This is a genomic window from Gracilibacillus massiliensis (genome assembly GCF_001458115.1).
GTDB classification, from domain to species: Bacteria; Bacillota; Bacilli; order Bacillales; family Amphibacillaceae; genus Gracilibacillus; species Gracilibacillus massiliensis.
On record NZ_CZRP01000012.1, the window covers coordinates 454,402 to 479,517 of the forward strand.

The window sequence follows — 25,116 nt, forward strand, 5'->3', positions numbered from 1 at the left end:
TAGCGCACGCACGGTTCTGTGAGGAGTGAGGAATACTTTAAGTAATCAAGTATTCCCGCTTACTCGACCTAACTTTTTAAGCAAAGACCGCTTAAAAAGTGGATCTTCGGATAAAAACTTCCCGCAGGAGTGGAAGCGGACGCCTGCGCTTTTTAATGCTTTACAACTAAAGTCAGAATATAAATGTTGGGTTTATTCAAACATCGACTATGAATTTGTATTTAGATTAATTATTATTAACAAAATAAACCCATATCTATAACAATCCAAAATGCAGCACTTGAAATCTTTGTAGAACTTCATTCAGCGTAGGCGTCCACTTCGACTCCTAGGGGATCAGCGTGATCTGAAGATCCACTTTTGTAAAGCGAACTTCTTTACAAAAGTTAGCTGAAGACACGCCCCCTGGAAAGCGAAGTGGGCAAGCCGAAGCGTATACTACAACGAGACATTATCTCAAAATTCCCATGAGGTTATGTCGCATTATCCTTCTATTACGCAATTGAAAAGTCCGAACGAATACAAATTCTTTAATAGGAGAATTTGTAATATCGTTCGGATTTAATTTTTATCACATTACTTTTGTTTTATCTTTATATATTTTAATTATATTAACGAAAGTGATGTTCTACTCGATATTCTTTAATCAATTTTTGAAACAATTGTTGACAATCTTTTGCTGTTTCCATGTTCGTTATTTGTGCAAGCTTCTTTAACATTTTTGCTCGATCTTCTGCATCAGTTGGATCATACGTACTGTTTTTTAAATGATTTGTTATCGCTTGTGCTTGAGTTTTGCTTATCGATAAATGGTATTTCTGTGCGTATTCAAAAACTTCACTCGCAGTTAATTGCTTTAATTTATTTATCATAATCCTTTTTGTTAATCCGTTCATATATCAAGCTCCTTTCTTTGTATTGTATTATTTTATGCAATAATGTTTAGAGTTAGTGCATATAGGTAATAAGAAGAGAGTGTGTTTTATTTGCATCAATCGACAATTTTCGCTAACATATAACGCTGTAGGTGAAACTATATTGTCGAAGTGCGCACTATTGATATAAAAGGAGTGTATAGATTGTGAAAAAACAAATGCAATGGATTAGCATTGTATTGGTTTTAGTGGTTGCATCTGTAAGCTATTATCAAATAAATTCATATGAAGAAGAAATGCAAGCACTAAAACAAGATAATGTCGAATTAGAACAAGAGATCGACACAATGGAATCTCAAGCAATGTATATCTTAAACCAATCCGATCAAAAAGAAGTCAAGTTAACCCATGAGACTTGGCCAGAATATTTTAATGTAGCAGAAGTAATGGTCAAAGAAAGTGATGGAGAATTTTTAAGACCTTGGGCGATTTATTTAGTTAAAGAGGCAGAAAAATATGATATTGACCCATTTATTGTATACGAATTGTTGAAAGTAGAAACTGGTCGTACATTCGATCCTGAATTGGTCGGTCCTGAGACCAAATATGGTCATGCTTACGGAATGGCACAGTTTATGAAAAATACAGCCCCATGGATTGCAGAAATGGCTGAGATGCCGTATGAAGAGAAGCTTTTATTTGATCCGTATTATTCGATTAAGTTGTCATTGGTCTATCTAGACTATCTTTATGATCAATATGATAATTGGGATGAAACGTTAACAGCATATCACAGAGGTATGGCTGGAATGGAGCAATACAAATTAAAAAATGGTCATGCAAATAGTGAATATGCAGTACGAATCCAAACAAACGCACAAAAATATAAAGATTTTGTCGCTTTTGCTAATTAATGTTTAAGTATTAATTTCCACGTAAGTATCACAGGTTCTAAGGCATACTATACTTGTACCTCTAAATAGAAAGGGAGGGTATAAGCATGCCAAAACACCGCGATGAACAACATGTGGAAAATGCTCCAAAAATCGATAATGGACATATTGATGAGGCGCCACAAACAAAACAATTTGTAGCGACGGATGAGTTATATGCAGTAGATGAGGCATATAAAAGAGAGGCAGAGACATCTGCTGAACTTTCCGCCAATGACTTTAATCGACCAATTGAATCAGCAGAACAAGAAACCGAAATGCAGTCACAGGTTAACACTGCATGGGGTTGGGCTGGCCTAGTTTTAGCATTAGCATCATTCTTTATTTGGCCACTTATAATGGCAGTTAGTGGTATTGTTTTAGGATTCGTTTCTAAAAAACAAGGTGCTGATACGCTAGGTAACGCAGCAATTGTAACTGCGATTGTTTCGATTCTAATATCGTTGATTTTTATATCATTCTAAAGAAAAAGGCAAGCCATTTGGCTTGCCTTTTCTGTGTTATACTTCTTGTGCTTCTTCTTTTTGTTTTTGAATCATTTCTTCTGCTATTTTGTCTACTTCTACCTTCAATTCTTCTACCATTGTCTCCTCAGGGACTTTTCGAATGATTTCCCCGTGACGGAATAATAAACCTTCTCCACGAGCACCAGCGATACCAATATCCGCTTCTCTAGCTTCACCAGGTCCGTTTACCGCACATCCAAGTACAGCTACCTTAATCGGTGCTTTAATCGTAGAGATATAATCCTCTACTTCATTAGCTATTTTGATTAAATCAATTTCAATACGTCCACATGTTGGACAAGAAATAAGTGTAGCAGCATTTGATGCAAGGCCAAATGTTTTTAATAATTCTTTTGCGACTTTCACTTCTTCTACTGGATCAGCACTTAATGAAATACGCATGGTACTACCGATACCTTTACTTAGAATGGCGCCCATACCTGCAGCACTTTTAATGCTTCCAGCAAATAAAGTACCTGACTCTGTAATACCTAGATGAAGAGGGTAAGGAATCACTTCCGCCGCTTTTTCATAAGCCTCAATCGCTAATTTCACATCTGATGCTTTTAACGATACAACAATGTCATGGAAATCAAGATCTTCAAGAATTTTAATGTGATGCAATGCACTCTCTACCATACCTTCAGCAGTTGGATAACCGTATTTCTCTAGTATATGTCGTTCAAGAGATCCAGCATTTACACCGATACGGATAGGTATTCCTTTTTCTTTAGCAGCATTTACCACAGCTTCTACTTTATCCCGCTTACCAATATTACCTGGATTAATTCTTATTTTATCTGCGCCACCTTCAATGGCTTTTAATGCTAATTTGTAATTAAAATGTATATCTACAACTAATGGAATATTAATTCTTTTTTTGATTTCTGGTATCGCATCTGCAGCACGTTCATCGGGGCACGCTACTCGTACGATTTGACAACCCGCTTCTTCTAACCGTTCGATTTCTTTTACGGTAGCCTCAATGTCATGTGTTTTGGTAGTTGTCATAGACTGAATAACTACTTCATCTTTTCCACCTACCATCACATTTCCGACTTTTACAGGTCGAGTTTTCTTTCGATGGATTAAAGCCATAAATAAAATCGCTCCTTTAATTCTATTTCCGATACGTTATAAGTACAATTTGTACTTTTTTTCTCACGGGACTAACCGTCACTGAGGGAAGCCCATATCTAAAAATGATTTTCCACCATTCATTATAAAGGCTAAGTGATAAAAAGAGAAGTAGCAAACCTTATACTTATAGAAAAAATAATATTTTGAAACCCTTTCACAAGTGTTTTCGTATGATATGATAGAAAGAAAACCGCGATTAGGGGTGATGACAGAGATGTTTACGATAACTGCAGATTGGATGAGTTTTGTTATAGTAGGTTTAGCAACGCTCTTTCTTGTTGGAGAACTATTGGTGAATGCAAAAGGTATTTTTAGTATTTTAGGGATTGGTTTTATTACCATTTATTTTTCATCCTTTTTAGAGCCAGGAATGTTCGTTATCATGATTATCATTTACTTTGTTGGGATCATGTTGATGATCATTGACGGTAAGATCGTCAATGACGGCACTTTAGCAGTCATTGGTTTAGTATGTATGATTGCATCTGTAGGATTTGCTGCTCCTAATTGGACAGCGGGTTTATATGCTGTAATAGGCGTATTAATAGGTGGAGTAATGTCTTTTGCTTTCTTGAAGGTTTTCAAGAAAAGGCAAATGTGGACGAAAATTACTCTTTTTGATCAATTAACAGACGAAGCAGGTTATTCAAGTATCAACCAATCACATAAAGAGTTAGTAGGAAAAACAGGCAAAACTACAACAGATATGAGACCGATTGGAACAGTCTTAATTGACGATAGAGAGTATAGTGCTATCACCCAAGGGAAATGGATCGAAAGAAACACGGAGATTAAAATTACAGAAGTGGATGGCACTAGAATACTTGTTCAAGAAATTAGAAGACAGTCAGCAGAATAAAGCTGGCTGTTTTTTTTTTGACATTTTATATTACAGAAAATCGATGATATTCATAAAAGAGACTATGTTCTTTTTAAAAATAATAATATTTTGTCAAAAAGTCTATCATTTTGTCCAATAATTGTTATAATAAAATTGTTTGTTAAGGTTTTGTAAATTTTAAATAAAACTCTTTACAAAAGGTTCACTAATCGTTAATAATGGGTTGGGTGATGAAATGCATGTCTAATTTTGTCGTTTTATTAAATGGATTTTAAAAAAGGACAAACTTTGGCAATAGTTTTATCAATTTTGGAATACTACATAAAGAAAAGTTTTGTGAGAAGGGATGAACTATCTTGGAAATAAACGTACAAGCTCTAATTTTTGAATTCATTGCTGGACTAGGTATTTTTCTTCTTGGGATTAAATATATGGGTGATGGGTTACAGAAAAGTGCTGGTGATCGCTTACGTAATATTTTAGACAAATTCACAACGAATCCTTTTATGGGTGTACTAGCTGGTATTATTGTAACAATACTTATTCAATCGAGCACGGGTACAACAGTTTTAACAGTTGGTTTAGTTAATGCCGGTTTTATGACCTTGCGTCAATCAATTGGTGTTATAATGGGGGCAAATATTGGTACAACTGTTACGGCTTTTATTATCGGTTTTGATTTAGGGGCATATGCTCTCCCTATTATGGGTATCGGGGCACTGTTAATATTTTTTATCAAAAACGTAAAAGTTACCAATATAGGTATTGCTGTTTTCGGTTTTGGTTCATTGTTTTTTGGGCTAGAGTTAATGAGTGGTGCTTTGAAACCATTAAGAGAAGTAGAAGCTTTTCAAGACTTAACAGTTAATATGTCTAGTAATCCGATCTTAGGTGTTATAATCGGTACAGTGTTCACAGTTATCGTCCAAAGTTCCAGTGCAACAATTGGGATATTACAAAGTCTTATGATGGAAGGTGCCATCGAATTAAAAGCCGCTTTACCGGTCTTATTCGGTGATAACATAGGGACAACCATTACTGCCGTTTTAGCGTCAATCGGTGCAACCGTTGCGGCAAAACGAGCAGCCTTAACACATGTTATTTTTAATGTGCTTGGGGCAACGGTTATCATTATTTTTATTGGATTATACACAAATTTCATTGCATATTTACAGGGAGTTTTTGATTTGAATCCTGCAATGTCGATTGCATATGCGCATGGTATATTTAATGTGTTAAATACAGTGATTCAATTTCCTTTTATTGGTTTTCTTGCGTTGATCGTTACCAAGTTAATTCCTGGTGAAGATGTCGAAGTAGAGTATAAACCAAAACATTTAGATCCAATCTTTATCACGCAATCTCCTATCGTTGCCTTAGATCAAGCTAAAGCTGAAGTAATACGTATGGGTGAATACGCGACAAAGGGCTTAGTAGAAACAAGCTCATATTTAAATCGAAATGACAAAAAAAATTCTGAGATGGCTCAACAAATTGAAGGTGCATTAAATAATCTGGATAGAGAAATCACTTCTTATTTAGTAGAACTTTCGTCAACTAATTTCTCTGAATCCGAACGAAATAAACATTCTGCTTTAATGAATTCTGTGCGTGATATTGAGCGTATTGGGGATCATTTTGAAAATATTATTGAATTAGTTAACTATAAACAATCCAATAAAGTTGATATTACAGAACAAGGTATGATCGATTTAAATGAGATGTTTGATTTAACAATTAGCACAGTTAAAGAATCAGTGTCTGCATTAGATAACATGGATCGTGAAGCAGCTCTTAACGTAGTTCAAAAAGAAAATGAAATTGACAAAATGGAACGAACTTACCGTAAAAAGCATATTATTCGTTTGAATGAAGGAGCTTGTAGTGGTACAGCAGGTATTGTTTTTGCGGACATTATTAGTAATTTAGAACGAATCGGGGACCACGCCGTAAATATTGCGGATGAAGTGTTAGGAGAAAGACAAAAACATTAATAAATGAGATAGGGAAGTAGTTGAAAATACTACTTCCTGATATCTTTTATTAATATATTTTAAAGAAATCTCAAAAAACTATTGACGAAGCTTTTGTCGTATGGTAAATTATTAAATGTCGCTTCAGTGATTACATAAATTTATTCCACAGTAGCTCAGTGGTAGAGCAATCGGCTGTTAACCGATCGGTCGTAGGTTCGAATCCTACCTGTGGAGCCATGGCGGTGTAGCTCAGCTGGCTAGAGCGTACGGTTCATACCCGTGAGGTCGGGGGTTCGATCCCCTCCGCCGCTACCAAATAAATATAATGGCGGTCGTGGTGAAGTGGTTAACACATCGGATTGTGGTTCCGACATGCGTGGGTTCGATCCCCACCGGTCGCCCCATTTAAAATAATACAGTGGACCCTTAGCTCAGTTGGTTAGAGCTATCGGCTCATAACCGATCGGTCGCAGGTTCGAATCCTGCAGGGTCCACCATAAATAATTCGGAGGAATACCCAAGTCTGGCTGAAGGGATCGGTCTTGAAAACCGACAGGGGTGTCAAAGCCCGCGGGGGTTCGAATCCCTCTTCCTCCTCCATACATATTGGCTCGGTAGCTCAGTCGGTAGAGCAACGGACTGAAAATCCGTGTGTCGGCGGTTCGATTCCGTCCCGAGCCATCTTTAAACAAGCATGCAGAATGCTTGTTTTTTTATTTGTTATTCATAGAGGACAGTGCAAGCCTTTTGTAAAGTAATATGACAGTATAAAAAAGTTGTAGTTGTTTATGCTAAATATTTGCATTTTATTTCTAATATTTGATACCATTTGATTTAGAAAGCAATAAATACTTTCTTAATTTTAAATAGGAGGAATAAACATGGCAAACTTTACATTACCAGAATTACCTTATGGGTATGATGCATTAGAACCACATATTGATAAGGAAACAATGAACATTCATCACACTAAACATCACAACACGTATGTTACTAAATTAAATGCTGCATTAGAAGGTCATGATGATTTAGCAAACAAATCCATCGAAGACATTCTTGCAAACCTTGATTCAGTACCAGAAAATATTCGCACTGCAGTGAGAAATAATGGTGGCGGTCATGCCAACCATAGTTTATTCTGGACGTTATTATCACCAAATGGTGGTGGAGAGCCGTCTGGTGAGCTCGCTGATCAAATTAACTCTACTTTTGGTAGCTTTGACAAGTTCAAAGAAGATTTTGCAGCAGCAGGTGCAGGACGTTTCGGTTCTGGTTGGGCTTGGTTAGTAGTTAATAATGGTAAGCTTGAGATCACTAGCACACCAAATCAAGATACTCCTATTTCAGAAGGTAAAGCACCTATTTTAGGCTTAGACGTTTGGGAACATGCGTATTACCTAAAATATCAAAACAAACGCCCTGATTACATTGCAGCATTCTGGAATGTGGTTGATTGGGATAAAGTAGCAAGTCTATATAACGATGCTAAATAATTAATCATACACAAAAAGGCTACAGTTTTATACTGTGGCCTTTTTATTATAATCAAAAAGCAAATCATCCTTAACGTTCCACTGAATTCAAACAGATAAAAAGAGAATATAGACTATATATCCAAATTGCGTATAAGAAGGATTATGCGACATAACTTGATGGGATTTTGAGATGTTGTATGTGTGTAGTATCCGCTACGGCTTGCTCACTTCGCTTTCCAGGGGGCGTGTCTTCAGCTAACTTTTGTAAAGAAGTTCGCTTTACAAAAGTGGATCTTCAGATCACACTGATCCCCTAGGAGTCGAAGTGGACGCCTACGCTCAGTGAGACTCTACAAAGATTACAAATGCTAACAGTGTTTTCAAAATAATTGCTTACGTCATAAAAAAATTGAAGAGTACGCTAAAAGATAGTGAATAAAGTCATCATAATTATTCTGGCTTAAGTTGCAGAACATACACAAGCGCAGGCGTCCGCTTCCACTCCTGCGGGAAGTTTTTATCCGAAGATCCACTTTTCAAGCGCCCTTTCTTAAAAAGTTAGCTGAGGAGAAAAAACCGCGGAAAGGGAAGCGGACAAGCCGGAGCGATTGCAAAGCACTTATAGTATCTCATAATTACCACCACAATAGTGTCGTATAATCCTTCTTATGTGCAGTGAATTCTAATTTGATTATTCAAAAGACGACATAGCATTATGATATGCTGAATATTTTAGTACTTAAGATAATGATGTATATCTCATGCTTTCTAGACCAAAATAAGGGTTAGATTGTAGTGAGGTGTAATTGATGAGTAGATTCGGAAAAACAAAGAAGCCAGAGATGCCAAATAGTAGAGATTTAAAATTATTACTAACAATTGGTGGTCTTTATGCATTAGCGACATTTTTATCCAACACATTTGTAAATATTTTTTTATGGAAACAATCAGGAGAATATGTAGATATCGCTATCTATAATTTATTTATATATTTGTTTCAACCGATCGCTTTTGTAATAGCAGGTAAGTTTGCGAAAAAGGTTGATCGAACTATTATTATTAGGGTAGGAGTTACATTTCTTTCGGTTTTTTATGTAACTGTACTACTGGCAGGAGATCAAGCATCACAATTTCCTTACTTATTAGGATCAATTTTGGGGATAGGTTATGGCTTTTATTGGTTAGCATTTAACGTATTAACATTTGAAGTGACCGAGCCAGAAACACGTGATTTTTTTAATGGAATCCTTGGTACGTTACAATCATTTGGAGGAATGGTGGGTCCATTTTTTGCAGGTTACATTATTACGAGGTTAGATAATTTTCAAGGATATAGTATCATATTTTTTATATCCTTTTTTTTATTTCTGATAGCTATAATTTGTTCTTTCTTTTTAAAGAAGAGAAAAGCAACAGGAAAATTTCTGTTTAAAAAAGTTGCGATAGAACGTAAGACAGATCATAATTGGAGAAATATTTTATATGCTCATATTTTCCAAGGATTACGGGAAGGGCTATTTATTTTTATTATTGCAATATGGGTGTTTATTGCAACAAATAGTGAATTTGCATTAGGTGCATTTAATTTAACGATGTCATTGTGTTCTTTTATTGGCTATTTTGTAGTCTCAAAAGTGGTGAAAATGGAGAATCGAAAAAAAGCGATTTTTATTGGTGGATTTTTATTATATGCTGGTGTAGCTATTTTTGTATTTCAAACAAGTTATTGGATGTTACTTGCATACGGAATTGTAATAGGATTCGCTTATCCAATTTTTAATGTGCCATTTATATCGTTAACATACGATATTATTGGCAAAGCGAAAGGGGCACGTGAACTTAGAATTGAATACATTATTTTTCGTGAATTATTTATGAATATAGGCAGAATTACTTCAATTCTTATTTTTATTTTTACAGTTACATTCGTTGACCCGGTTACCATAATTCCAATTTTACTTTTAACAATTGGTGGAGGTAATTTCTTTGCTTACTATTTTGTTCGTAAAACAAATATGTTGATGTATTTTTCTAATAAATAGAAAATTATACATGAATTATGTTATAATGATGTCGATGTTTTTAAATAGGGGGAATGAGGATGAATCAACATCCTGATCTAAAAAAGAGGAAGAAAAAACTTAAAAAGAAAAAAGCGCAACTACCTTTTCGTTTAAATATATTATTTGTCAGTGTATTTTTAATTTTTTCATTACTAATCGTTCAATTGGGTGTTGTTCAAATTCTGAATGGGGAAGAGGCACAGAGACAAATTAATCAAACGGAAAATACACCTAGTGAAAAGCCTGTACCTCGTGGAAAAATGTACGATAGTGATTTTGATTTGATATTGGATAACCAAGCTGTCAAATCAATTACTTATACGCCGCCTAAGAATGGCGAAAGCGCACAAGAGCGATTAGAATTAGCAGAAAAACTAGCAGAATACATCACGATTATAAAGGATGAAGGTGAACTAGAAGAAGCCATTAGAGAACGAGATAAAAAAGAATATTGGTACTTAGAAAATTCTGATAAAATCGCTGAACGATTGACAGAAGAAGAACAACAACTTGATGCAGGAGATAAATATCAGGTTGAACTCGATAAAATTACGGAAGAAGATTTGGAAAAAATAGAATGGACTCCAGATTTATTAAATATTATTGCGATCAAAAAGGAATTAGACTCAGCTTATGAATTATCTCCACATGTGGTAGTGAATGAGGGGCTAACAGATGAAGAATATGCTAAAGTTGCCGAGCATCTATATGAGCTCCAAGGAATTGATGCTGTAATTGACTGGGAACGTGAAAAATTATATGAAGGCACACTAAGTTCCTTTTTTGGCAATTTAACCAGTTCAGACGAAGGAATTCCTAGAGACGAGAGCGATTTTTATTTAGCAAATGGGTATACATGGAACGACCGAGTCGGAACTAGTGGTTTAGAACAACAATATGAACATGTCTTAAGAGGAAGAAAAGAAAAAGTACAATATACTACTAATACGAATGGAGACGTTGTTAATTCTGAAGTTGTTGTAGAAGGACAACGAGGGAAAGACTTGATTTTAACACTTGATATGGAATACCAGGCAGAAGTGGATAAAATCGTCGAAGAGGAATTGCGTACAGCCATAAACAATCCTGGTAGTAATAATGGCTATTTACAGGATGCATTGGCTGTGGTTATGGATCCCCAAACAGGAGAAATTTTGGCATTGTCTGGATTCCGATATGATAAAGAAAATAAAGAATATTTAAATCAAGCTTATCGAACAATTTACGACTCACATGAACCAGGTTCTTCTATTAAAGGTGCGACAGTGTTAGCTGGTTATCAAGAAGGTGTTATTGATATAGGAACGCGCTTGGATGAAAGTCCGATTAAAATAAAGTCTACTAAGGAGTTTGCATCCTATAGTTATCTTGGTGGCAGTAATTCAGATATTGAAGCACTTCAAAAATCATCGAACGTGTATATGGGTAGAATTGCTATTAAAATAGCTGGTGCTACATATAGACGTGATGAAATTCTTTATAATTTTGATTATGCTGCGTTTGATACTATGCGTAATTATTATAGTCAATTTGGTTTAGGAGCCAAAACAGGTATAGACTTACCTTTTGAAGCAACGGGTTTAACTGGTACCGATCCACAACAAGGTAATTTATTATATTTATCAATTGGTCAATATGATACGTATACAGCATTGCAATTGGGACAGTATGTATCAACCATAGCTAATGATGGTTACAGGATGCGACCTCATTTAGTAAAAGAAATCAGAGAACCGGGCAATGGTGATGGAACACCTGGTGAATTGATTAAGTCTATTAATCCGGAAGTATTAAATAGAGTTGACATGGATGAAAAATATATTGAAAGAGTACAAGACGGCTTTCGACGTGTAGTTACCCAAGGTACAGCCTCAAGGCAGTGGGAGAATTTTCCGTATGAAGTGGCTGCAAAAACTGGGACAGCACAGAAACCGAAATATGAGGTGATTAACGAAAAAAGTATCAAAGTTGCTGATACCGAGAACTTATCATTAGTCGGTTATAGTCCCCTTGAAAATCCTGAAGTCGCTTTTGCCATTATAGTTCCTGAAAATGGAACTGGGGATGGAAGACATCAAGTTCATCATGCAATCGGTAAACGGATCGTTGAAAAGTATTATGAAATGAAGGAAAGTTCTGAAGATCAAAATGAAAATAATGAAGATTAAACGGAGCGAAACTAGTTAACTAGTTTCGCTTTTTTTTTATAAGTAAAGAAAACATATAAGTATTGTCATGTCTAGATCTCAGTTCCCAAAACGAGGCGAATTCACAAATCGCCCTACAAATAAAGAAGACTTGCCGGTTGGTGAGGCTTGAGGCGTAGTCGCCCTTATGCTTATTGGCGAGAGTCATCATCGGTTCGCTTTTCTAAGTAATTCCTTTATCTCAGTTGATTCTAAAATCGCTACGTTTCTAAGAGGTCGCTCTGCGCTTTTCTTTTATTTATGTCGAATTTACACGTTCTTTACAATGCGTTAATAGTAGATTAATAATCATCCGTTATGATGTGTATAGAAGCGTTAAACAGGGCTTCAAATAAACAAACTCTTTAGGGGGAAAATAAAAATGAACAAGCTAAAACTATTATTGTTAGCTCTTGTTACTATCCTATCAATTGGGCTATTAGCTGCATGTGGTAGTGACTCAGAAGAAGGTAACAATGAAGAAGCGAATGCCAATGAAACAGAAGAAACAAATGAAAGTGAATCCGATGAAACCTCTGGTGAAGAAGAAAATACAGAAGCATCAGAAGAATTAGAAGGAAATGTAGTTATTGATGGATCAGGTACTGTTTATCCATTAATGGCAAAACTTGCTGAGGAATACATGATTAACGAACAACCAAACGTATCTGTTGAAGTAAGCCGCGCTGGTTCAAGTGCAGGTTTTGAAAAATTCTTAGTTGAAGATGGAACAGATTTTAATGATGCTTCCCGTCCTATTAAAGATGAGGAACAGGCTAAAGCGGATGAATTAGGATTAGATGTATTGGAAATGAAAGTAGCATTAGACGGACTTACTATTGTTACACATCCTGAAAATGACTGGGCTACAGAACTTACTGCAGAACAAGTAAACGATATTTTCTTAGGAAATGTAACTAAATGGTCTGAAATTAATTCAGAGTGGCCAGATGAAGAAATTCAAACATATGGTCCAAACGAAAATCATGGTACTTATGAATTTTTCTATGAATCAATCGTAGAAGAACAAGATCTAGTAGATACTATTGACCTTCAGCAAGAATATTCAACACTTGTAACTTTAGTATCAGAAGATAAAAATGCAATTGGGTTCTTTGGTTTTGGATATTATGACAGTAATAAAGATAAGATAAATGCTGTAGGTATTGACTTTGGTGATGGAGCAGTTGTCCCTTCTTTAGATACTATCGGTGAAGAAGGTCCATATGCAGGATATACTCGCCCAGTATTCACCTATTTGAATACTGAGCATGCTAAAGAAAAGCCTGAAGTATATGATTACGCAGTATATGTAGCTGAAAGTATCAATGAATTTGCTGGTGAAACAGGATTCGCTCCGATTCCAGAAGAAGAAAGAGAAGCAATGTTAGAGGAAGTTCAAGCATTAAAATAAGACAAACAGTTAATGTATATTATTAACTCAAATAAGATGAGGGTATATCATGCTCTCATCTTATTATGAGTTTTGATAAAGGGGTGTACTAAAAGATGGCAACAGACAGCAATCTCAATTCAGGAACGAATGTTAGTGAACTTATTGCTAAAAACAAAGAGAAGAAAAGCCTCAATAATTATATTGAGAAAAGTATTCCTGGCATTCTATTTTTATTAGCTTCAATAACTGTACTCACGACAATAGGTATTCTTTATACACTCGTTAGTCAGGCTATCTACTTCTTCATGGAAGTTCCAATACTTGATTTTTTCACAGGAACAGAGTTAAATCCACTAAGTCAAAATCCTGAATTCGGTATATTACCATTATTAAATGGAACTATTATTTCTTCATTAATTGCAATTCTAGTTGCTGGTCCAATTGGATTAATGTCAGCAATATATTTGAGTGAGTATGCAACAGATAAAGTAAGAAGAGTATTAAAGCCATTACTCGAAATTTTAGCAGGAATTCCGACTATTGTTTATGGTTTCTTTGCATTTACTTTTGTAACACCTCTAATTCGCTATTTATGGCCGAGTGTTGAGGCTACGAATATTTTAAGCCCAGGTATTGTAATGGGTGTAATGATTATTCCGATGATCGCTTCATTATCTGAGGATGCGATGAATTCTGTTCCAAATGGAATGCGGGAAGGTTCATTAGCAATGGGTACGACTAAGTTAGAAACCACGATAAAAGTAGTTATACCAGCAGCATTTTCAGGTATTATGGCTTCATTTGTACTGGGTATATCGCGTGCAATTGGTGAAACAATGATCGTAACTATCGCAAGCGGAAGTTCTAAAAACTTTACGTTTGATATTAGAGAATCTATGCAGACAATGACTGCTTTTATAGTAGAGGTTTCTGGTGGTGAAGCACCTGCTGGATCTACTTTACACTATAGTTTATATGCAGTTGCCTTAACATTATTTGTCTTTACTTTAATTATGAATTTACTTGCGAAATATGTCTCTCGTAAATTTAGGGAGGAATATTAAATGGAAAAATTAGACGCGCTACATCTAAATAACAAGATTGATGCTAGAGTTCGTAAAAATAGTATATGGAAATCTATTTTCTTTCTTTCCACCTTATTTGGGTTGGTGGTTCTAGCTGTTCTAATCATTCGAGTTTTAGTTCAAGGAATGAGTTGGGTCGACATTGACTTTATAGTTGGAAGGCTATCCACCACAGCTGAAAACGCAGGTATAATGGGTGCAATTTTAGGTACTTTATGGGTTATGGTCGTTGTTATTCCAGTTACACTTATCATAGGAGTCGGAACTGCGATTTTTTTAGAGCTTTATTCAAAAAAAGGGAAATTTCAATCGATAATAGAAACGAATATATCTAATCTTGCAGGTGTACCTTCTATCGTTTACGGATTATTAGGTCTAACTGTATTTGTACGATTAGCTGATTTAGGAAATGTGGTACTTGCAGGTGGATTGACTCTTGCATTATTAGTGTTACCAATCCTTATTGTATCATCACAAGAAGCATTAAGAGCAGTACCAGGTCATCTATCTGAAGCATCTTATGGAATGGGAGCAACTAAATGGCAAACAATTCGACGTATCATTCTCCCAGCTGCGATACCTAGTATCCTAACTGGTGCGATATTATCACTATCTCGCGCTATAGGGGAGACGGCTCCTTTAACAGTGCTAGGCATCCCTGCATTGTTAATACCTTTTCCAGAAGGATTATTCGATACATTTACGGCATTACCAATGCAAATATACTATTGGACAATTGATTCTTCCTTAGTGGCTGAGTACGCTAACTTAGCAGCAGCAACGATTATTATATTGCTATTAATTTTATTTTTGCTTAATTCAGTAGCAATATTTATTCGAAATAAATATCAACATCGATATTAGGCATAATAGGACTATGGGTTATCAAGAAAAGGAATTTTGTTGAGGAGTGGAATAATGAGTACAGTAACAGAAAATAGAATTAACATCAATGTAAATGATGATAAGACTCAAAAGACTGAAAGCAGTGAACAAATTGATAACAAAAGTAAAGTGATTTATAATACTCAAAATTTAGATTTATGGTATACAAAAACACATGCACTTAAGGATATAAATTTGGAGATACGCGAAAATGAAGTAACAGCTATCATAGGTCCATCCGGTTGTGGTAAATCAACTTATATTAAGACACTAAATAGGATGGTAGAATTGGTGCCAGGTGTAAGTACAACCGGTTCGATTTCTTATAAGGGTAAAAACATACTCGATAAGTCGATTAAGGTGGAAGATTTAAGAACTCAAGTCGGGATGGTTTTTCAAAAACCAAATCCATTCCCAAAGTCTATTTATGAAAATGTAGTCTATGGCCCCAAGGTACATGGAATTAAAAAGAAAGCTATCTTAGATGAAATTGTAGAAAAAAGTTTACGAGGGGCAGCTATTTGGGATGAAGTGAAAGATCGTCTCAATCAGAATGCTTATGGCTTGTCTGGTGGGCAACAGCAGCGGATCTGTATTGCGAGATGTTTAGCAATAGAACCTGATGTGCTTTTAATGGATGAACCAACATCTGCCTTAGATCCAATATCTACTCTAAAAATTGAAGAATTAATAAAAGAGTTAAAAAAGAATTACACAATTATTATTGTGACACATAACATGCAACAAGCTGCACGTATTTCAGATAGGACTGTTTTTATGCTTAACGGAGAAGTAGTGGAATTCTCAGAAACAAACCAATTGTTCTCAAATCCGAAAGACAAACGCACGGAAGATTATATAACTGGAAGATTTGGTTAAAATCAGATGCTAGAAAGTTCATTTTTGTGAATTTTCTAGCAGTATTATTTATAAAAATATATAAACAGGGGATATGAGGGAGGAAGTGTAGGATGGTAGGAAGAGAAATATTTCATCGAGAATTACAACAAGTAGAACAATTAATCATCAAACTGGCAATGAAAACAAAAGAGCAATTAACATTAGCTGTTAGAACTCTCTACAATGCAGATGTAAAAGAAGCAGAGGAAATCATCAAAAAGGACGCAGAGTTAGATAAATTAGATTTTAAAATAAATGAAGAAGCAATTTTTCTTATTGCTCGTCAACAGCCTGTTGCCACAGATTTAAGAAGATTGGTGGTTGCTTTAAGAATTTCAACTGACCTTGAACGAATGGCCGATAATGCAAAAAATATTGCTAAGTCCACCATTCATCTTGGTGCTGAGCATGGAATTCTTGTACATCCTTCTATCGAAGAAATGAAACATATAGCAGTTGAAATGATTGACCTCGCAATTAAAGCTTATGAAAATGAAGATATAACATTAGCTAGAAAACTATCTGAATTGGACGATATTATTGACAATATGTATTCAACCATGCTTAGAGAGTTATTAGAAGAAACGGCTACAAACCCACAAAAAATCCAACATATTATGCAAATGGCTTTTAGTGGCCGATATGTGGAAAGAATAGGAGATCATGCTACAAATATTGGGGAAGACGTCACATACCTTGTCAAAGGTGAATCGATGGATCTTAACAATTAAGTAACACAAAAGGAGTAGTCTAAGAACTACTCCTGATTTTGTCTTGTTAAAGTATTGGCAATTTCTTCTACCGTCATATCTTCATTTACAGTAAATTCTCCAATTTGAATGTAACGACTTAATTCATTCTCTTCTAAATAGGTAAGAAATGCCTCATCATCTGTAATTATTTCATTTTCGATAAGTAAATCAACTATATCCACCATCATCATTCCAGGTTCAATTTCTATATATACATCCTCTGGTTCTTGTTCTTCAACGGATTCATTTTCTTGCACCTGATTATCTGACCTATTATTTATTCCTTCTATCACTTGTTCTAACTCGTTTATCTTTATGTTCATATCTTCTTCAAATACATAATAACCTTCATCCTCGACTTGCTGAATAGAATCTTCAAGTGTAGGTGATGATGTTGTGACACTACGTTGATCTATGAAATAAACAAGACCAATAATAGTAGTTGCTATAAATAAACCAAGTGAAAAGGCTCTAATGAATTGCTTCAACGTAATCCCTCATTTTTTGCTAGATTAAAATTGTTTTATGATTGAAATAACATCATACTCATTCATATTAACTTGTTCTGCTATGTAATCTGTGTCATGACCTTGGTTGTATAACTCTTTTACTCTTCTCAGTATAGTAGTCTGTTGGGGAGAACTTGGATGGATGGATTGTTCAACAGATACATCGTCTATCAATAATTCTTCCTCTAGAACACTAATTTTTTTCTTTAATTGATAGGTCTCTTGTAACGAAGAAATAGAGAACTGTTCAAACTGATCTTCTAATTGTTTGAATTTATCTTGCATAAAAAATGAAGCTATCCATAGAATAATTGCGATAATAAGTATAGTGCATATGGCGTATAACATGACTTTCCTCCTAATCAAAACCAATTTCTACATATATAGTTATACCATATTTAACAATACAATAAAACATATACTTGAAATTTGCTTTAGTTTTTGCTATTATATTTTAGGTAATGATTCGATAACAAAAGAAGATGTATGATTTAGTTTGGAGGGAAAACCATGCGCGTTAACATTACTTTGGCTTGTACAGAAACAGGCGACCGTAATTATATTACGACTAAAAATAAACGTAAACACCCTGAACGTATGGAGCTTAAAAAATATAGCCCACGTTTAAAAAAACACACGTTACACCGTGAAACAAAATAATGAAACAAAAAACTCTTACCACACATCTACTGGTAAGAGTTTTTTATTAGAAACTACTAATGCAAATGCACATATGTAGATTTTTCATGTGCATCTCCAGTGATGAACAAAAGAAGGAAAGTACGACATAATTGTATTGGTAATTTTGACATTATGTACGTGTGTGGTAAGCCGGAGCGATTGCAAAGCACATATAACATCTCATAATTACCACATTAGTTACGTCGCATAGTCCTTCTTTTGTTCACTAACTGTAGTTTTATTTTAATAATAAGTTTAATTTGATGAAGTTAAGGTGATGAATATAATGACGAAACAACATATGCGGAATCAAGTGTTATCGATTTGGAGAGATTCAGCAAAAAGAACACATATACAATATGCTATATATAGAAGACTATTTAGGTTGAACATTTGGAAGAATGCCAAGATTATTGGGCTGACTCATTCAAAAGATACAGAATGGGATACGACTTTTCTTATTGAAAAAGCATGGGCTCAAGACAAAATGGTAACCATTCCTAAAAGTAATCCCTACAATCATACCATGAAGTTTTATCATTATGCTAAAGGCGATAAGTTAGAGAACACTTGGAAAAATATAAGTGAACCTATTGAAGATCCTAGTAAGCTGGTAAATAAACAACAACATGACTTAATTATCGTTCCGGGAGTAGTTTTTAGTAAAGAAGGATATAGAGTCGGTTATGGAGGAGGCTATTACGATCGTTATTTAGCAGATTACCAAGGACAAACACTTTCGCTTGCAGCTGACTTTCAAATGCAATCTTCAATAAAAATGGACCCCCATGACATTCCCGTCCAGATCATCGTCACAAATTTTGGGACAATTTATTGTCGTCATACATAAAATAATAGAAGGGAGAGATACTTTAGGTAACTAACATTAGGAGGAATATCTAAACATGAAGTTAACTAAAGTATTTTTCATCCTTACAGCTATCGTGGCAACTGTTGTAGTATTTCGTAATGCGCTTATTAATCTGTTAATTAACATACCCTTTGCGCGAAAAGTTGGGGTTCGTTTATCCATGAAAGTGCCTTATATCCGTAATAAAATGATTGGCTCGATGTTTAAATAATGTCAAGACCTTATTATTATTCTAATGCAAAAGATTCGTGGTATCATTAGAACAGTAATAAGGGTGGTGTTTTCATGTATATTAAAAATCAATTTGTTCAAAATAAATTAGTAGTCCATTTGATGGAAAAAGAGCAATTTGAATTGTTATCTCTTTCAACAAAACAAGAAGAATATTTATTATGGAAAAGTAATAAAAGAAAAACAGATATTGTAAGAGTCTCTTTGAAGCAATATGATTGGAAGAGAGATCTTTCTAACTCTGTAGAGAACATAGAAAAACAAGCAATTCAAAAAATAAAACTTCCATTATTTCAAAATCACATCGCTTTTCATCATATTTTTATAACAGACTATGAACCAGTTGATAGCTGGGAATCATTAGCAGATTCGTCAGGGCATACTAATAAAATTGATAAATCTTATGTTTATGTATATGGCGAAAATACCGAAGAGATTGATCATTTTTTCGAGCGAAGTAATATAGCTGGATCTCTAGATTTCGAAGTACCAGACAATATATTGGAATTAGAATATCAAACAGAACTATTAAAACAAAGAATCAATCAATTACATAAAGAAGCACATAAGGAAATTCAAGCTATATTCAACAGAGGAAAGCCGCGTCTGTCATATCTGTTAATTGCGCTCAATGTTATTATTTTCTTTTTACTTGAATATGCAGGTGGTTCTACAAATCCAGAAGTATTGATCGAATATGGTGCAAAATATAATATTGCGATGTTAGAAGGTGAGTGGTGGAGGGTCATAACTTCTATGTTTTTACACATAGGATTTTTGCATCTTGCATTAAATATGCTCGCACTATATTTTATCGGAACTTTGGTAGAAAGAATTTATGGAAACGTACGGTTTTTAGTAATATATTTTTTAGCAGGAATAGCAGGGGGAATGGCAAGCTTTGCATTAAATCCTAGTATTGCAGCTGGCGCTTCTGGTGCATTGTTTGGTTTGTTTGGCGCTTTATTGTTTTTTGGAATAAAATATCCAAGAGTTTTTTTCAAAACCATGGGGCTTAACGTCATTTTTATAGTGATCCTAAATATAGTCTTTGGATTTTCAGTGCAGCAGATAGATAACGGTGCCCATATAGGTGGATTAATTGCTGGTTTTATTGCTTCTGGTATCGTAATGCTTCCGAAGAACAAAGCATATATGCAACAACTTATTGCTTCAGTAGTTTATCTATTTTACGTTCTTGGCGTATTTGCTTATGGTATCTCGAACGATGAAGTACAATTTAATGAGACATTACAACTTCAGCGAATTCAAGAGTTATTATCTCATCAAGAATATAATGAAATCAAAGTGATCGTTAGCGAATCTTTACCTTATGCGGATGATTTTTCTGCTGAATTACTATTTTATCGATCTTTTGCAAATATTCATCAAGAATCGTTTGATTTAGCGCAAGAAGATTTGGAAAAAGCGGTAAGTCAAAAACCTGATTTTGAGGAAGCCTGGTATAATCTAGCATTGATCTATCAGCAAACTGAAAATTACCCAAAAGCATTATCAGCAGTCGAACAGTTAATCGAATTGAATAGTGAGAAGGAAGAATACAATACTCTCTATAACGAAATCCAAAAAACAGCACCTTAATTTAGAAAACCATGCAATTAACGGTACAGTAGACACAAACTGCGAACTTGTGACAATTTTGACTGCTTGATGAGTGCTAGCAAAAGCTCCGTCTATTTGCTTCGCTTTCCGCGGGCACGTCGGTCTGCTTCCTCAAAAAGCAAAGAACGCTTTTCCTGCGGGATCTTCAGCTCGCGTTGTTCCCGCTGGAGTCTTCGTAAATAGACTACGCTTTAGTAAAGTTCTACAAATAAAGTAACTGCAGGAATATTGATTTCACAGCATATTTCATCGTTTTTGAACAGATATCTAACAAAGCGGAGGAAAAATGCGACACTCCTGGGGGAACAGCACGAGCTGAAGATCCACTTGGTAAAGTGCCTTTCTTTATCAAGTTAGCTTCAGCCGTGCCCCCGGAAAGGGAGTGTTTTTCCGTAACGCTGGATTAGCATTCAACAAAATACTTTTGCCAATAATTCAACGACAGTTACTTCGCAGTTTAGTTTTAATGATCTATTTAAGATCATTAAAAAGAATGAAATAAATGATTAGTTCTCGACAGACAGTTTCTGGTAAAGTGTTTCTACTTCGTTATTTTCGTTAGTAAATAATACGATTAAGTGATCAAGTTTTTTATCAATTAGGACGATTGGCATCATTTGATTCTTTGTATCTGGCTGATTTGCGATTGGTAAGATGTAGTTCCGATATAATCCTTCCCATAGCTGTCCGATAATTCTATCGGTTTCTTCTTGGCTTAAACCCTCAATTGGTTGTTTTTCAAATTGGATAAGGTCAATTAATGGATATAGATCGTACTCTTTTGAGTTAATATTCGATACTTTCAACCATTCGTTCCATGTAAATTGAAGTTGCTGATTCGTAGTTCTATCTATGGTCTCTTTCCATTCTTCTTGCAAATGTGAAGCTGGCACTCTAAAGGATTCTAATGCTGTATATGGTGAATCAATCACATATAAGTGATCCGAAGTCATCTGATGAATACTCTTTATTTCATCATTAGGATAATGTGCTTCACCATGATGATAAGTTATTGCTTGAAAATGGCTACTGTCACTCTCCTCCAATATAACTTCAAGATTAATATTTTTTTCTTGCTCTTTCCATAAACCTTTCATTCCTTTTAATCGACCATCCATAAACAAAATAGAAATGTCTTGTCTTAAATAAATGACATCTTCTATAGTACTTTTCGATTCCCACTTAATTAGGTACTGATCATTTCCAGTTTCCTTTAATAAATTCAATTTTGTTTGTGCTTCTGTAAAAGGTATCGAAGTATCTAGAGGAAAATATTTAATTATTTCTTCAGTTTTCTGTTGTGAGAGTAATAATAGTAGTAATAGCATCATCATTAAGAGGCACGTTATAATGTGCAATTTTCGCCTTTTTATCATCGATATCCCTCATTCGTTGCATTTCAACTTGTCCAAATTCTTTCTGCATTAATCCATCTTTATGGTAAAGACTAAAAAAAAGTCTAGAGAAAGAGGGTATAAGAATGGAACAAGAGAAGCGTTTGTATCATAACTATGATAAAAATGTGCAATATATACACGATTATTTATCAGTAGATAAGAGTTTTGATCTTATCCATCTTGATGTTCAATATGCAGGCAAAAAAATGGCACTATTTCTAATAGATGGATTAGTAAAAGATGAAATACTCCATTATTTAATGCGGTTTTTAGCAGAGTTAGAAGAAGGCGACTTAGAAAAAAACACCCTCGATAAGTTAATTAAAAGGTATATACCTTATGTCGAAATAGATGTTGAAAAAGATTTGAATAAAGCCTCAAATTTAATCCTAGGTGGACCTACAGCATTAGTTGTAGAAGGCCTAGATGAAATTATCATGATTGATGCCCGAACATATCCTGTTAGAGGACCTGAAGAACCAGATTTAGAAAGGGTAGTCCGTGGTTCAAGGGACGGGTTTGTGGAAACCATTATTTTTAATACGGCGCTAACCCGAAGAAAAGTAAGAGATAGATCGTTACGAATGGAATATACTTCTATAGGTAGAAGGTCAAAAACAGATATATGTATTTGTTATTTAGAAGATATTGCTGATCAAAGGAAAGTTGAATTATTAAAAGATCACTTAGATAAAATTGATACAGATGGTTTACCGATGGCAGAGAAAACGATTGAAGAATTTTTAAGCGGAAAAACTTGGAACCCATACCCGACAATTCGGTATACGGAAAGACCTGACACTGCCTCAGAACATTTGTATGAGGGACATATTTTGGTAATGATCGACGGTTCACCAAGTGTTATGATAACACCAGCAACCTTTTGGCATCATTTACAACATGCTGAGGAATATCGCCAAAAACCTTTTATCGGAGTATATTTGCGAATGGTACGTTTTATGGCGGTCTTTGCTTCATTATTTTTACTTCCATTTTATTATTTATTGTCAACAGAAATGGGAGTGTTACCAGAAGAATTAGCATTTATTGGTCCAGCCGAAATAGGATTAATTCCATTGATTGTCCAATTTTTGATAGCGGAAGTAGGGATTGATGTATTACGAATGGCTGCGATCCATACTCCTTCAGCCTTAGCAACAGCTCTTGGACTTGTTTCGGCAATTATAATAGGACAGATAGCAGTAGAAGTTGGCTTGTTTACGAATGAAGTAGTATTATACATTGCCGTAGCTGTTATGGGAACTTTTGCTACACCTAGTTATGAACTGAGTCTAGCAAATCGTGTCACTCGTATAATCCTTCTTATTGTTACTGCTTTATTTGGCATAAAAGGTTTTGTTATAGGTATCACCTTTTATATTTTATATTTAGCACAATTGAAAACATTTTATCTGGGATATTTTTGGCCATTTATTCCTTTTGATGCCAAAGCATTTATAAACGTGTTAATCCGACAACCAATCCCGCACGATAGAAGTCGACCATCGTTTTTAAATCCTCAAGATCCAGATCGATAAAAAGATTTTTATTTCATTTTATAATCGCATTTGTTATAATATCTTAGGTGATATTAAATGGAAAGTATTTACGATTTACAAAAACTATTATTGAAATTTGGAACGATCATCTATATAGGTGATCGTTCAGCTGATTTAGACCTTATGGAAGAGGAAATTAATGAACTTTATCAAGTGAAGATGATCACAAAAGAAGAATTTATAAAGAGTAAATTACTAATAAAAAGGGAAAAAGAAAAATTAGATAAAGGGTGAAACAAAAAATGAGGAAAGACTTATTAATTGGAGTAGATATTGGTGGAACCACAGTGAAAAATGCAATCATTTCTAACCAAGGAGAAATGATTGCTAAATGGGAAATTCCTACACGACTCGAAAAAGAAGGTGTACATGTACCAAAGGATATTTGGATTTCTATAGAAGAGAAACTTTCGGATTTAAAAATAGATAAAAATCGCGTTTTAGGATTAGGAGTAGGTGCACCAGGTTTTATTGATCCAGAAACGGGTAAAGTAGCAATAGCAGTAAACATTGGTTGGAAGGATTTTGCTTTGCAAGATATTTTAGAGGAGCTATCTGGTTTGAATGTTCATGTTGACAATGATGCAAATATTGCAGCGTTAGGTGAGAACTGGAAAGGTTCAGGCGATCAAGTAGATAATATGTTAGCCGTTACACTTGGTACTGGTGTTGGAGGCGGTATAATTGCAAATGGTCACATAGTAAGTGGTGCTAATGGTACAGGGGCTGAAATAGGTCATATTACAGTAGAAAGAAATGGTGCACCATGCAATTGCGGAAGAGCTGGTTGTTTAGAAACCGTTACTTCTGCATCGGGAATTGTTCGACAAGCAGAGAAACTGTTGGCAGAAGGTAAAGCGCCAAAATTACAAGAGAGAAAAGAAGCGAAAAAAGCTATTACAACAAAAGATATTTTTGAATTAGCCGCTGAAGGTGACGAAGACACAAAACAATTGTTGAATCATGTATTTGACGTGCTAGGCTTTACGCTTGCTAATATAGCAATTACTACAAACCCCTCTAAAATTGTAATCGGGGGAGGCGTTTCTAAAGCTGGTAATCTTTTATTAGAACCATTAAAAGAAGCATTCGAAAAATATACTTTACCTCGTACTAACGAAGCTTGTGAATTTGTCTTAGCAGAGTTAGGTAATGATGCAGGTGTGTTTGGGGGAGCCTTTCTAGTCTTACAAAACAGTTAACTTTTTTTGT

The 25,116-nt window shown here is 34.9% G+C and carries 24 protein-coding genes and 6 tRNA genes; 25 read left to right on the forward strand and 5 right to left on the reverse strand.

All coding sequences use genetic code 11. The features are described from left to right. Positions 1-611 precede the first annotated feature (611 nt). A complete protein-coding gene (locus BN3107_RS09710) occupies positions 612-896 on the reverse strand; it encodes a DUF2624 family protein (protein WP_058307431.1) in 285 nt (94 codons plus the stop codon). Positions 897-1,081: 185 nt separating this feature from the next. Between BN3107_RS09710 and BN3107_RS09715 the strand changes: the two genes are divergently transcribed. Together BN3107_RS09715 and BN3107_RS09720 are read left to right on the forward strand one after the other, a co-directional pair. Beyond that, on the forward strand, positions 1,082-1,789 hold the full coding sequence (locus BN3107_RS09715; RefSeq protein WP_077065093.1) for a lytic transglycosylase domain-containing protein: 708 nt from the start codon (positions 1,082-1,084) through the stop codon (positions 1,787-1,789). A gap of 86 nt (positions 1,790-1,875) precedes the next feature. Further along, positions 1,876-2,292 carry a DUF4190 domain-containing protein gene (locus tag BN3107_RS09720; protein WP_058307432.1) on the forward strand — a complete coding sequence of 139 codons (417 nt, stop codon included), beginning with the start codon at positions 1,876-1,878 and terminating at the stop codon, positions 2,290-2,292. A gap of 36 nt (positions 2,293-2,328) precedes the next feature. On the opposite strand, the gene ispG is transcribed toward BN3107_RS09720, so the two are convergent. Beyond that, positions 2,329-3,432, reverse strand: coding sequence for a flavodoxin-dependent (E)-4-hydroxy-3-methylbut-2-enyl-diphosphate synthase (gene ispG / locus BN3107_RS09725; RefSeq protein WP_058307433.1), 1,104 nt, complete (start codon positions 3,430-3,432; stop codon positions 2,329-2,331). A gap of 256 nt (positions 3,433-3,688) precedes the next feature. On the opposite strand from ispG, the gene BN3107_RS09730 reads away from it, so the two are divergent. The 16 genes from BN3107_RS09730 to phoU all read left to right on the forward strand — a co-directional run bounded on the left by BN3107_RS09730 (position 3,689) and on the right by phoU (position 17,012). Continuing rightward, positions 3,689-4,333: an NfeD family protein gene (locus BN3107_RS09730; protein ID WP_058307434.1), complete on the forward strand. Its 645-nt coding sequence runs from the start codon at positions 3,689-3,691 to the stop codon at positions 4,331-4,333. Positions 4,334-4,671: 338 nt separating this feature from the next. Then, entirely contained in the window at positions 4,672-6,309 is a 1,638-nt protein-coding gene (locus BN3107_RS09735; RefSeq protein ID WP_058307435.1) for a Na/Pi cotransporter family protein, read from the forward strand. 144 nt (positions 6,310-6,453) lie between these two features. Next, a tRNA-Asn gene (locus BN3107_RS09740) sits at positions 6,454-6,528 on the forward strand. A gap of 1 nt (position 6,529) precedes the next feature. Then, positions 6,530-6,606 (forward strand) — tRNA-Met (locus tag BN3107_RS09745). A gap of 13 nt (positions 6,607-6,619) precedes the next feature. Next, positions 6,620-6,695, forward strand: a tRNA-His gene (locus BN3107_RS09750). A gap of 16 nt (positions 6,696-6,711) precedes the next feature. Next, positions 6,712-6,788 (forward strand) — tRNA-Ile (locus BN3107_RS09755). Positions 6,789-6,798: 10 nt separating this feature from the next. Continuing rightward, positions 6,799-6,891 (forward strand) — tRNA-Ser (locus BN3107_RS09760). An 8-nt stretch (positions 6,892-6,899) separates the two neighbouring features. Next, positions 6,900-6,972, forward strand: a tRNA-Phe gene (locus tag BN3107_RS09765). Positions 6,973-7,172: 200 nt separating this feature from the next. Further along, positions 7,173-7,784 carry a superoxide dismutase SodA gene (gene sodA / locus BN3107_RS09770; protein ID WP_058307436.1) on the forward strand — a complete coding sequence of 204 codons (612 nt, stop codon included), beginning with the start codon at positions 7,173-7,175 and terminating at the stop codon, positions 7,782-7,784. Between the two features lie 791 nt (positions 7,785-8,575). Further along, complete coding sequence (locus BN3107_RS09775) at positions 8,576-9,808, forward strand: MFS transporter (protein WP_058307437.1); 1,233 nt, start codon at positions 8,576-8,578, stop codon at positions 9,806-9,808. Positions 9,809-9,867: 59 nt separating this feature from the next. Further along, positions 9,868-11,997, forward strand: coding sequence for a peptidoglycan D,D-transpeptidase FtsI family protein (locus BN3107_RS09780; protein WP_058307438.1), 2,130 nt, complete (start codon positions 9,868-9,870; stop codon positions 11,995-11,997). Between the two features lie 400 nt (positions 11,998-12,397). Further along, positions 12,398-13,429, forward strand: coding sequence for a PstS family phosphate ABC transporter substrate-binding protein (locus BN3107_RS09785; protein ID WP_058307439.1), 1,032 nt, complete (start codon positions 12,398-12,400; stop codon positions 13,427-13,429). A gap of 95 nt (positions 13,430-13,524) precedes the next feature. Beyond that, positions 13,525-14,475, forward strand: a complete 951-nt coding sequence (gene pstC / locus BN3107_RS09790) for a phosphate ABC transporter permease subunit PstC (RefSeq protein ID WP_058307440.1) — start codon at positions 13,525-13,527, stop codon at positions 14,473-14,475. Further along, a complete protein-coding gene (gene pstA, locus BN3107_RS09795) occupies positions 14,476-15,360 on the forward strand; it encodes a phosphate ABC transporter permease PstA (RefSeq protein ID WP_058307441.1) in 885 nt (294 codons plus the stop codon). It begins immediately after the preceding gene. A 54-nt stretch (positions 15,361-15,414) separates the two neighbouring features. Further along, positions 15,415-16,260, forward strand: coding sequence for a phosphate ABC transporter ATP-binding protein PstB (gene pstB, locus BN3107_RS09800; protein ID WP_058307442.1), 846 nt, complete (start codon positions 15,415-15,417; stop codon positions 16,258-16,260). A gap of 92 nt (positions 16,261-16,352) precedes the next feature. Beyond that, positions 16,353-17,012 carry a phosphate signaling complex protein PhoU gene (gene phoU / locus BN3107_RS09805; protein WP_058307443.1) on the forward strand — a complete coding sequence of 220 codons (660 nt, stop codon included), beginning with the start codon at positions 16,353-16,355 and terminating at the stop codon, positions 17,010-17,012. A gap of 26 nt (positions 17,013-17,038) precedes the next feature. Here the strand turns inward: phoU and BN3107_RS19600 are convergent, their stop codons facing one another. Further along, positions 17,039-17,521 carry an endolytic transglycosylase MltG gene (locus BN3107_RS19600; RefSeq protein WP_058307444.1) on the reverse strand — a complete coding sequence of 161 codons (483 nt, stop codon included), beginning with the start codon at positions 17,519-17,521 and terminating at the stop codon, positions 17,039-17,041. 24 nt (positions 17,522-17,545) lie between these two features. Then, a complete protein-coding gene (locus BN3107_RS09815; protein WP_058307445.1) occupies positions 17,546-17,890 on the reverse strand; it encodes a hypothetical protein in 345 nt (114 codons plus the stop codon). A gap of 162 nt (positions 17,891-18,052) precedes the next feature. Between BN3107_RS09815 and rpmG the strand changes: the two genes are divergently transcribed. The 4 genes from rpmG (at position 18,053) to BN3107_RS09830 (ending at position 20,927) form a co-directional block, all read left to right on the forward strand. Continuing rightward, positions 18,053-18,202, forward strand: coding sequence for a 50S ribosomal protein L33 (rpmG, locus tag BN3107_RS09820; RefSeq protein WP_058307446.1), 150 nt, complete (start codon positions 18,053-18,055; stop codon positions 18,200-18,202). A gap of 307 nt (positions 18,203-18,509) precedes the next feature. Continuing rightward, positions 18,510-19,073 (forward strand): 5-formyltetrahydrofolate cyclo-ligase, encoded by a 564-nt coding sequence (locus BN3107_RS09825; RefSeq protein ID WP_058307447.1) that lies wholly within the window; start codon positions 18,510-18,512, stop codon positions 19,071-19,073. Between the two features lie 55 nt (positions 19,074-19,128). Then, positions 19,129-19,305, forward strand: a complete 177-nt coding sequence (locus BN3107_RS19815; RefSeq protein ID WP_156416114.1) for a hypothetical protein — start codon at positions 19,129-19,131, stop codon at positions 19,303-19,305. Between the two features lie 74 nt (positions 19,306-19,379). After that, a complete protein-coding gene (locus BN3107_RS09830; RefSeq protein WP_058307448.1) occupies positions 19,380-20,927 on the forward strand; it encodes a rhomboid family intramembrane serine protease in 1,548 nt (515 codons plus the stop codon). A 527-nt stretch (positions 20,928-21,454) separates the two neighbouring features. Here BN3107_RS09830 and BN3107_RS09835 read toward each other — a convergent pair. Further along, positions 21,455-22,324, reverse strand: a complete 870-nt coding sequence (locus BN3107_RS09835; protein WP_058307449.1) for a hypothetical protein — start codon at positions 22,322-22,324, stop codon at positions 21,455-21,457. A 104-nt stretch (positions 22,325-22,428) separates the two neighbouring features. Here BN3107_RS09835 and BN3107_RS09840 point away from each other — a divergent pair, with 104 nt between their 5' ends. From BN3107_RS09840 to BN3107_RS09850, 3 genes are read left to right on the forward strand one after another with little or no spacing between them, the layout of a single operon-like run. Continuing rightward, positions 22,429-23,883: a spore germination protein gene (locus tag BN3107_RS09840; protein ID WP_058307450.1), complete on the forward strand. Its 1,455-nt coding sequence runs from the start codon at positions 22,429-22,431 to the stop codon at positions 23,881-23,883. Positions 23,884-23,940: 57 nt separating this feature from the next. Next, the gene (locus BN3107_RS09845; RefSeq protein ID WP_058307451.1) at positions 23,941-24,138 is read left to right on the forward strand and encodes a YqgQ family protein; all 198 of its coding nucleotides are present in this window, start codon (positions 23,941-23,943) and stop codon (positions 24,136-24,138) included. A gap of 8 nt (positions 24,139-24,146) precedes the next feature. Then, the gene (locus BN3107_RS09850; RefSeq protein ID WP_058307452.1) at positions 24,147-25,106 is read left to right on the forward strand and encodes an ROK family glucokinase; all 960 of its coding nucleotides are present in this window, start codon (positions 24,147-24,149) and stop codon (positions 25,104-25,106) included. Positions 25,107-25,116 lie beyond the last annotated feature (10 nt).